9 protein-coding genes are annotated in these 9,756 nt (G+C 47.5%); 3 read left to right on the top strand and 6 right to left on the bottom strand.

Translation table 11 applies throughout. The annotated features are described in order from the left end of the window. Positions 1–751 (top strand): substrate-binding domain-containing protein (locus ACTIE6_RS02900; RefSeq protein WP_439555201.1); only part of this gene is annotated, 751 nt, incomplete at its 5' end. 9 nt (positions 752–760) lie between these two features. Here ACTIE6_RS02900 and ACTIE6_RS02895 read toward each other — a convergent pair. The 3 genes from ACTIE6_RS02895 to rbfA are packed head-to-tail and all read right to left on the bottom strand — an operon-like array spanning position 761 to position 5,062. Further along, a complete protein-coding gene (locus ACTIE6_RS02895) occupies positions 761–3,394 on the bottom strand; it encodes a M1 family aminopeptidase (RefSeq protein ID WP_439555200.1) in 2,634 nt (877 codons plus the stop codon). A gap of 41 nt (positions 3,395–3,435) precedes the next feature. Continuing rightward, the gene (locus ACTIE6_RS02890; protein WP_439555199.1) at positions 3,436–4,662 is read right to left on the bottom strand and encodes an FtsX-like permease family protein; all 1,227 of its coding nucleotides are present in this window, start codon (positions 4,660–4,662) and stop codon (positions 3,436–3,438) included. A gap of 16 nt (positions 4,663–4,678) precedes the next feature. Continuing rightward, positions 4,679–5,062, bottom strand: coding sequence for a 30S ribosome-binding factor RbfA (gene rbfA, locus ACTIE6_RS02885; RefSeq protein WP_056281187.1), 384 nt, complete (start codon positions 5,060–5,062; stop codon positions 4,679–4,681). A gap of 206 nt (positions 5,063–5,268) precedes the next feature. Here rbfA and ACTIE6_RS02880 point away from each other — a divergent pair, with 206 nt between their 5' ends. Then, complete coding sequence (locus ACTIE6_RS02880; protein ID WP_439555198.1) at positions 5,269–6,681, top strand: hypothetical protein; 1,413 nt, start codon at positions 5,269–5,271, stop codon at positions 6,679–6,681. Here ACTIE6_RS02880 and rpiB read toward each other — a convergent pair. Continuing rightward, complete coding sequence (gene rpiB / locus ACTIE6_RS02875; RefSeq protein WP_439555197.1) at positions 6,678–7,109, bottom strand: ribose 5-phosphate isomerase B; 432 nt, start codon at positions 7,107–7,109, stop codon at positions 6,678–6,680. The genes ACTIE6_RS02880 and rpiB overlap by 4 nt on opposite strands. Positions 7,110–7,241: 132 nt before the next feature. Between rpiB and ACTIE6_RS02870 the strand changes: the two genes are divergently transcribed. Then, complete coding sequence (locus tag ACTIE6_RS02870; protein ID WP_439555196.1) at positions 7,242–8,012, top strand: TIGR00730 family Rossman fold protein; 771 nt, start codon at positions 7,242–7,244, stop codon at positions 8,010–8,012. 4 nt (positions 8,013–8,016) lie between these two features. Here the strand turns inward: ACTIE6_RS02870 and ACTIE6_RS02865 are convergent, their stop codons facing one another. After that, positions 8,017–8,988: a ComEA family DNA-binding protein gene (locus ACTIE6_RS02865; protein ID WP_439555195.1), complete on the bottom strand. Its 972-nt coding sequence runs from the start codon at positions 8,986–8,988 to the stop codon at positions 8,017–8,019. Positions 8,989–9,101: 113 nt separating this feature from the next. Further along, the coding region (locus ACTIE6_RS02860) for a DUF4097 family beta strand repeat-containing protein (protein ID WP_439555194.1) at positions 9,102–9,756 on the bottom strand (655 nt) is incomplete at its 5' end.

The raw sequence follows: 9,756 nt of genomic DNA, 5'->3' as shown, positions 1-9,756 counted from the left end.
CGACCCGCACGACGACCAGTCTTTTATCGAGCGCGCCAAAGAGGTAACTGTCGAGAAACCGGATGGACTGTTGATTGCACCCGTGTTTTACAAGGAGGTACTGCCGTTTTTCAAAGAATGGGCAGATCTGAACATTCCGTATGTGCTCTTCAACACGCAGATCGAGCACGTTAATCCGCTTTGCTACATTGGACAGGATTCGTACCGGAGTGGCTGCCTGGCGGCCAAGATCCTGAGTTTTGGATTGCAATCTTCGGGCAGTATCCTGATCGCGCATATCAATGAGGATATCTCCAACTCAGCCCACCTGATCACCAAAGAAGAAGGTTTTAAAGATTACTTCAAGAGCTTGGGAAATGGAAGGAGCTTTGAGGTAATCAGCAGGGAAGTTCATTTTTCAGATGAAGAGAGCCCCGACCGCGAGCTTGACGCGATCAGAAGCGAAAACCCGGACTTAAAGGCAATTTATGTCACTAATTCCAAAGCGTTTGAAGTAGCGGCTTACCTGGAAAAGAACAACCTGAAAGATATCAAGCTTGTAGGATATGACCTCGTGGAAGCGAACCTGCATTATCTCAACAAAGAGCTAATCCACTTCCTCATTAACCAAAATCCGCTCGGACAGGGATACTGGGGAATACACCAGCTGGCTAATCACCTCGTATTCAAAAAAGAGGTAGCACCCATTAAATTCCTTCCGCTCGATATTATCACGAAAGAAAATCTGGACTACTACCTCGATCCGCAGTAACAGGAGCTGTTAAAGATCTCCGAACTGCGCGTACATTTCTTTGAGCTTTGGTTCGGTTTCCTTGGCACGGATATCTTTTCTGAGTGCGGTAACACCCTGAATGTCCGTCAACAGCCCAAGTGCCTGGAATGCGCCGAATCTGACAAAATAAGAGGAATTATCCCGCGCCAGACCTTCCAATACCGGTATACTTTTGCGTTGAATATCCTGTTTCGACTTGATCAGGTATTTCCCAAATACCTGCAGGAAGTTATACTTCTCGGTAGGCTTCATCGCCCGCATCTTTTCAAGAAACCAGTCAAACCGCTCCGGCTGGGCCAGGCCTGCATAATAGTTAGCAACCGACGTCACGATCGCGTCGTTGGGCGAGTTTTCAAATTGGGCTGCTATCTCATTGGCGTCATTCGGCTGGGACATCAGGTACTTTTCAATCGCAACGGATACCACGAGATAGGAACTGTCGCTAAGCGCCTCCTTGAAAATTGCGTCACTGTTGTTATCCCCAAACGAAGCAAGCGTAATAATCGCCTCAGAGCGGACCTGCGGATGCGGATCTTTACGCGCCAGGTTCTGGATTTTAGTTTCAATGTCCGCAAAACCAGCGCCTGCATATTCGGCAAAGTTACTCACCGCCATTTGCCGGAATTTCCAGAACGGATCTCCCATTGCTTTCTCAAGTATATTTTTCACCGTTGTGTCGGCGAGTGCGCCTTCCAGTTGAGACAATGCATCATACTTATGCAAAAAGCGATCTGCATTCAAATACTGGAACTGCATTTCCGGGCGGTTTTTTTCATGCTCGATCACAGCAAGCAGCTGCGCGTCTGCATCAAATACAACCAGATCGGGCTTTTTGGCCGCAGGGAATTCCAGGGTCTGGGTCACTTTGTCAATCACCACATTGTACTGGTTTTTCTTACCGCTCACCCACACGTCGACTTTAAGCGGAAGCCGGTAAACAGTGGTAGCAAGTGTATCCTGAGCCTGCTTCACCTTTAATAGTACCTTGCCTGCATTGGCTACGTATTCCTGCTGTATTTTCAGGTTAGGGTGCCCGGGACGGTGGAACCACTGGTCGAAGAACCAGTTCAGATCTTCACCAGTAACTTTCTCAAATGCAGTTCTCAAATCATCAATTTCAACCGTTCCCAATGCATTCTTCCGCAGATAGTATTTCAGGGAAGCAAAAAAAGCATCGTCGCCCACGTACGAGCGCAGCATATGTAAAATGCGCCCTCCCTTTGCATAAGAGTGACTATCGAACATATTTTCACGGTCCTTATAAAAATAGCGGATCATGGGCACCTGCTTGGTCTCTGATTCGAGCAGGTAACTCTTCATTTCCTGCAAGTTACCCCAGTCGGCTTCATATTTTCCGTCGTTGTACTCGCTCCACAGGTATTCGGAATAATTGGCAAACGATTCATTCAAAGGAAGTTGCCCCCATTCCTCGCAGGTCACATAATCACCAAACCAGTGATGTGCCAGCTCGTGAGCAATTACCGCATCCGAATTGCCATCTACCAGCGAGCGCGTATCGTTTTGTACACCTTCTTCATGCACGGTAGCAGTGGTATTTTCCATTGCCCCGGCCACAAAATCACGCACTGCAATCTGCGCGTATTTTTCCCAGGGATACTCCACGCCGAATATATTGGAGAAGAAACCCATCATCTCAGGAGTGCGGCCAAAGATCGCATGTGCATCCTTCCCGTATTTGGGCTCTACATAATAACTCAGTTCAAGTCCGTTGGGCATCATATCCTTCGCAACTACAAAGTCGCCAACTGCAATCATAGCGAGGTAAGGCGCGTGCGGAATGGACTGTTTCCAGTGATCTGTCCGCGTGCCCTTTTTACCTTCGCTCTGCCCGATCAGTAATCCGTTTGACAAAGTTTTGAAGGTACTGTCAACAGTAATGTAAAAATCGTGGGTAAATTTCTGATTTGGCGCGTCAATGGTCGGGAACCAGCAGGAGCTGCCCTCGGTTTCTCCCTGCGTCCATATCTGCCGCGGCTTGCCTTCGTCCAGTCCATCTGCATTAATGAAGTACAATCCTTTGTCCGTCTGACTATCGTCGGGCTTGTTTCTCGGGAGGTCGTTTGGCTTGGCTACGTAGTCGATTTTGACAAGCAGCGTGTCATTTCGTGTGTAGTTTTTGTCCAGCTTAATGATCAGCTTTCTTTTATCTTCATAGGTAAAATTCAGCTTCTTGACCACCTTTCCGGCAATTTCCTCCGTCGTAAGTGCGCCGTAATCCCCGACAGTATCCAGCATTGACACCCCTTTGATATCAAACCCCTTCGCATCCAGTTCCAGTGTATTCTGGGGATGGAAATGTGATTTGAATGCGATTACAGCGGAGGCAGGTACCTGCTGCTTAACCCAGTCAAACTGCACGTCGAGGCGCGTGTAAATAATGTCGCTCTTCCTGGTACGTTCGGGACGGTACGGACCTTTTTTGGTAATGGTACCGGGATTTCTCCTGTAAACTGTATCCGCTGGAACCCGATTAAATGGAGCAGCTGAAACGGAGGTCAAAAGTAAGGTGAATGCAAAGATGGCAGCGATTAGTCGGCTCAGCAGTAAAGTATTGCGACCAGTCATATCTGCTTTCGAATTGTTAGCTGGGGAGTGATTCAAATTATCGAATTTAATAAGTCGTTTTCTGTTCTCGGATGTACTTAAACGCGCAAAATAGCGCCCGCCTCGGCTGCGCGCCGGGCTGGTATGTAAGAGACTATCATAGTAATCATAACGACAACAATGCCTGTATAGAGTATATCTTCCCATATTAATTTGACCGGGTATGCATCCACCAGTGAAGTAGTCATTCCCATTGAAACAAAGCCGTATTTAATCTGTAACCAGCAAATCAGGACACCTCCGGCCAAGCCGAACACTGCGCCGGAAAGCGCCACGATAGCACCTTCTGCCAGAAAAATGTTCCTGATTAGCGAAGGTGTTGCACCAAGTGCATACAACATCGATATATCCTTCTTCTTCTCGATCGCAAGCATGCTTAACGAAAAGAAAATGTTAATTGCAGCAACTAAAATAATCAGCGACAGGGTAACAGCCACAAAAAGCTTTTCCATTTTGATCGCACGCAGCAAATCGGCATTCAGCGAATCCCGGTCTTTTACCACAAAATCCTTGCCCAACACACCCGCAAGCTGCGCACTGACTGCCTGTTCGCGAAATCCCGGACTTACATTGATCTCGATCGCCGACCGCTCACCCCGGTACTGCATCAGTGAGTCGACCAGGTCCACCGGCGCGATCACATAATCATCGTAGCGCGTTTCTATAAAAAATACGCCACCTGGCCTCAGGGCCAGCTGATTGAAAGCTTCCGGCGAGGTCAGGTTGAGTGCTTTGGTACTTGTCCTGGGATAAAGGAATTCGAGGGGTATAAGAATGTCTTCCAGCGAGATAGACAATGCATTGCGGATACCTTCTGAAACAATCGCGTACGGAGTTCCATTTGCACCGCGCAATGTTAAGGAACCTTCAATCAGCGCGGTATCAAGTCTTTCCTGCTGCTCAAAAGTACGGTCCACTCCTTTCAACCGGACAATGGTCTGCTGATTTCCGTACCTTGCCAGCGCATTATCCTCAATCACCTCGGTGATCACACTTACCCCATTCACTTTTTTAATGCTGGTGAGCATGGCAGGCGTAATCGTGAACCGCTTCCCTGCCGCAGGGGATATTTTGATATCCGAATCAAAAGTCTTGAAAATTCTGCGGTTAAGATCTTCCATTCCATTAAAAACGGAGAGCACCACTACCATTGCCATTGTTCCGACAGCCACGCCAGCCATCGCAATCCGGGCAATCAGGCTGATAAAACTTCTTTTGTTCCGCGAGAAAAAATAGCGAATGGCAATTCGGTAAGAAAGATCCATGACCGGGAGGATTGAATCAATTTGTTTCTTCTTCCTCGTCCGGCGCTGCAGGAGGTATTACGATATCTGAGAACAGCAGTTCCATTTTGGCTGCATATTCTGCTGTGTCATCCATGTAAAATTGAAGGTGCGGCACGATCCTCAGCTGGTGGCGAACACGCTCGCCGAGCTTCTGGCGGATAAAACGCGTATTTTCCTTGATCGTTTCCAGTAAAATAGTTTTTTTATTGTCAGGCAAAAAGCTCAGGTAGGCTCTTGCGATGCCCAGATCAGGTGTAACTCTCACTGCGGTAATCGTCACGATCGATCCGTTAATCAAATGCTGTGCGTCTTTTTGAAAAATCTCGCCCAGATCCTTTTGTATCTGCCTTCCTACTTTCTGTTGTCTTTTCGATTCCATGTGTAATTTCTTTATCGGAGAAGGCTCGCGTTTGCGGTACTCAGACTGTCTGCTTCTCAAGTTAGGGTGATGTAAACTACATTCCTAAATCATCCTTCCACGTTTTTCCAATGATCACAAATATCCGCACTTATTTTGTTTTTGTAGAATGCAGCGTTGTAATTTCGTAAAAGTTATTCCCGTAAGCTACATAATCCGCATCGTACTTGCTTAGTTTTTTCCGAGTCAATGCAAGGTATCAGACCATCAGCCTGGTAGTATTCTTCCTGCTGCTCCGCCTCCCTTTTTTCCTGGGTGGCGCGCCCCTGCTGATCCCTGAACTGAGCTGGATGCTTGTGGGAGAACAAATGGGCCGCGGCTTCATGCTTTACCGCGATGTGTGGGACAATGTAAGTCCATTCTCCGGCCTGACTTACTGGCTGATTGATAGCTTGTTCGGCCGTACGCAATGGGTTTATCAGCTCGCCGCGATGACGGTATCCATTGTCCAGATCCTGTATTTCAACTATGTGATCCATTCGCGGGAAGTATTCCCCGAACGCACATTCCTGCCCGGGGCGCTTTATAGCCTTTTTCTCAACATTTCCTTTGATATGGGTACGCTGTCACCCATGTTGATGGCCAACACATTCCTGCTTTTCGCATTCGGGTCGATCGTCAAAATGCTGGTCAGGCGCGAGGTAACTACGCAGGTGTTTGAAATGGGGCTCTATATCGGGATCGCCACCTTGTTTTATCTACCCGCTTCCCTGTTTGTGATCTGGGCATTTCTGGCGCTGCTGTTCTACACCGGCTCCACGATCCGCCACCACTTACTGGGCCTTTTCGGCTCCCTGTTTCCATTGTTAATGGTCGTGCTCTTTTTCTATCTGAATAACGGGATCGAAAGTTTGAACAGGAACCTGCTCACTTCGGTATTTCAGGTAAAACAATATAACCTCAACGATTTCTCTTCATTGCTTGCTTCCCTCCTGCTGCCCCTCGGTTTCGGGATTATGGGTTTTATGCGGATTTTCACAACGCTCCGGTTCGTCAATTACCAAACCCGCATTCAGCAGGTAATGGCGTTATGGTTCATTGTTGCGGTATTTACGATCCCGCTCATGCAGTTTTTGGCACCTATGCAATTTGTGATCTTTATTCCGCCAGCTGCATTTTTTGCTACCCATTATTTCCAGAGTTTTAAGAAAAAAAGTTTGGCTGACGAGCTGCAATTCACTTTAATGGGCGCGGTGATTATTTTGATCCAGTATCAGGGACTGCGGGGAATTATACCGGGGATTTCAATGGGAAGACTGGAAAACCTGCGCACCAAACCAGCTAACCTGCCTGAGCAGATTACCGGGAAACGCATTCTCGTTTTGGGAAGCCACTCAGGAGAGTATATCAATAACTACACAGCCACTCCCTACCTGAACTGGGAATTGGCAAGCTACGATTTGCGAAGCCTGGATAACTTCGATAGCGTGATCCATGTTTATGATAATTTCAAAAAGGATCCGCCGGATTATGTGATCGACAAAGTGAATTTAATGCCGAAACTGCTCAGCAGAGTTCCGGCATTACAGAAGCAATACAAGCTGAGCGCCTGGAAAGGCATTTACGAACGCACCAACTAGCAAGCGATTTTATTAACCCGCGTCTGGTGGCGGCCGCCTTCAAATTCAGTTGCCAGGAAAGCTTCCAGGCTCGCCAATGCAGTTTCCAATTCCATAAAACGTACCGGAAAGCAGATGATGTTGGAATCGTTATGCTGTCTTGTCAATGCTGCCAGCGGGGTATCCCACACCAATGCAGCGCGGATTCCCTGGTGTTTATTGGCCGTAATGCAAACTCCCTGTCCACTTCCGCATAGCAAAACCCCTTTCTCAAATTCGCCGCTTTCAACGCCGCTGGCGACGGGATGTGCAAAATCTGCATAGTCCGCAGAGTCGGGACTATATGTACCGAAATCCTTCGTTTCAAAACCGTTGTTGTTCAACCATTCGATGATCGGTTCTTTGTATGGAAATCCGGCGTGATCTGAACCAATAGCAATTTTTCTCATTACTTTTCTGTTAATTAAGGCCCGTCTTTTGCAGACGGTCGGGTGAATAGCGAGCGGCCCCAAGGCACGCTTGTAATACAAAAATACCATTATATGGTTTAACAATTAAATGGAGTTTAGAATATGAGTGATATGAGTAATCAAACGAAACCAACCAATGCAGAGTTGGTTGACGTTTCCCTTCTTAATCCGGCAGTGCCCGAAGATGAAAAAAGGATCAAGGAAGCATTTGAAGACAGAAACTGGAATGAAATAAAGAGCGCCGATTCGTGGGTTATATTCAAAGTGATGGCCGAGTTTGTGGAAGGGTTTGACAAACTGGCCAAGATCGGCCCCTGCGTTTCCCTGTTCGGTTCGGCGCGGACATTGCATGATAACCCGCATTACAAAACGGCCGAGGAAATTGCTGCAAAGCTCGTAAGGCACGGGTATGGGGTGATCACCGGCGGTGGCCCCGGTATCATGGAAGCAGGTAACAAAGGTGCATCCGAGCAGGGCGGTAAGTCCGTCGGGCTCAACATCAAGCTGCCTTTTGAACAGCACAGCAACATTTACATCGACCACGATAAAAGCATCAACTTCGACTTCTTCTTTGTGAGGAAAGTTATGTTTGTCAAATACTCCCAGGGTTTCGTAGTGATGCCGGGCGGTTTTGGTACGCTGGATGAGCTTTTTGAAGCATTAACCCTGATCCAGACCAAGAAAATCGGTCGCTTCCCGATTGTACTCGTAGGAAGCGCTTACTGGACCGGGCTGCTGGACTGGATCAAAGGTACCATGCTCACGGAGCGGAATATAAATGCAGAAGATCTCAAACTGATCAGCGTTGTAGATACACCCGACGAGGCTGTGAAGGTGATCGATACATTCTATTCCAAATACCTGCTGAAACCAAACTTTTAATCGTTCAGTAGTCGAGGTACGGCTCTATTTTTCGCAGCTGCTCCTCGTCAAGTATTTTCACACTGCGCAGCTCCGCGCTGTTTCTGAAGCTTCCATGCTGGTTACGGTAATTGATAATTACTGAAACCAGCTTTTTGTTTTTCATATAGCTGTGACTTCCCAGTTCAGCGGCAGTCGCAGTATTGATATTAATCTTTTTTACTCCAGTTGATATTACTGCGTATTTGTTAAGCTCACTCAATGCAACCGAATCAAGACCAAAAATTTCGGCGAACTGGCTCTTCGAATGAAACCCGCCAAGTGCATCGCGAAACTTCAAAATCCTTAAAGAAAGTTTGGTACCAATACCACGCAGCCTGACCAGCTGGGTAGTATCCGCAGTATTGATATCGAAGGAAGCGATAACGGGAGGTGTAAACTTCCGTGTTCCTTCCCTGGTCTTACCTGCATTTTCGGGCGCATTGGAGAAGTTACTTTTTGCGGTTACAGCAGCGCCACTATTTTTTATTTTAATGAAAGGAACCAGTTTTTGAAACAGCTCCGGCGGGAAATCGTAAATGTGCAGCAGGTCTTCCTTTTTCCTGAACTTCCCTCCTTTTGTCCTGAACTTATCTATTCTTTTGGCCAAAAACACTGGTATCCCCAGCTCAGCAAGCTGCTCCACGGTAGCCGCATTTGGGTCAAATGCAAACAGACGGGCTGGTTTTACAGGTTTTTCATACTGCTTCCGCGCCTTCTTTTTTTGTGCATTATACCTGGCTTTGTTTTCAATTTCAATGTCGGCCACAATGCTGTCCAGCTTTGCCTGGCTCAGAGGCGCCGGGCCGGGTGGGAAAAGCGGGAGTATGTACCTCCTGAATAAAAAGGGAAACCAGATAACAAGCGCACAAAGCACCATCAATGCAATTGCGCCGCGTGCCTCCTTTCTTGAAATTCCAAAGAAATCCTGAATCTGTTTGGTCAGTTTTTTAAACATAAGTCAAAAGCACTTTTCTCTTTTGACGCCCGGAATTCATTTTGGTATCGGTCTAAAAACAAAAAAAACGTCAGGCGACAAACCCGACGTTTTTACAAATGCTATTTGCAGGATCAATTTACATAAACGCTGCCGCTGCTGGCTGATAATGTAACCGGAATGCCGCCGCCATTCATTTTACCGCGAACATATTCCTTTTCAGCACGGCCATCGAAGTTTTTCAGAGGGATAGAAACCTTGTTTCCTTTGAGGTTCAGGTCCATTCCTGCGTCCATGGGCATGGTAACGCGCACACTGCCTGCGGAGCTGGAAATATCCACGTACTTGCCGAGCTTGGTAAGTTCCACTTCTACGCTGCCCGCGCTTGTGCTCGCCTTGATACTGCCCGAAACATTGGCAAGCCGCACAGAACCGCCCGAAGTTCCGGTATCCAGTGCGCCGCTGATATCTTCACCTTTCACGCTGCCGCCGCTTGTGTGAGCTACTACATCGCCATTGATACTATTCAGGGTAATGCTGCCGCCGGAGGTATTCAGTTCTATTTTGCCTTTCAGTCCGGTAGCTTTGATGCTGCCTCCACTGGTTTCAAGATCGATTTCGTTGGTGCAATTCACTACGTCAATGCTCCCGCCGGAAGTACGTCCGTGGATCATTCCGCTCAGATCTTCCACTTTCAAACTTCCGCCGCTTGTCTGAAAATTCTGCTCACCGGTTAAGGAAGCAATCTTAATGCTGCCTCCGCTGGTTTTCAGGTTGGTTGCAACATTC

The sequence above is a fragment of the Dyadobacter sp. genome, from assembly GCF_051859145.1.
In the GTDB taxonomy this organism is placed as follows: domain Bacteria; phylum Bacteroidota; class Bacteroidia; order Cytophagales; family Spirosomataceae; genus Dyadobacter.
The sequence above is the reverse complement of the archived record's forward strand: the minus strand, read 5'-3'. Positions and strand labels throughout refer to the sequence as shown.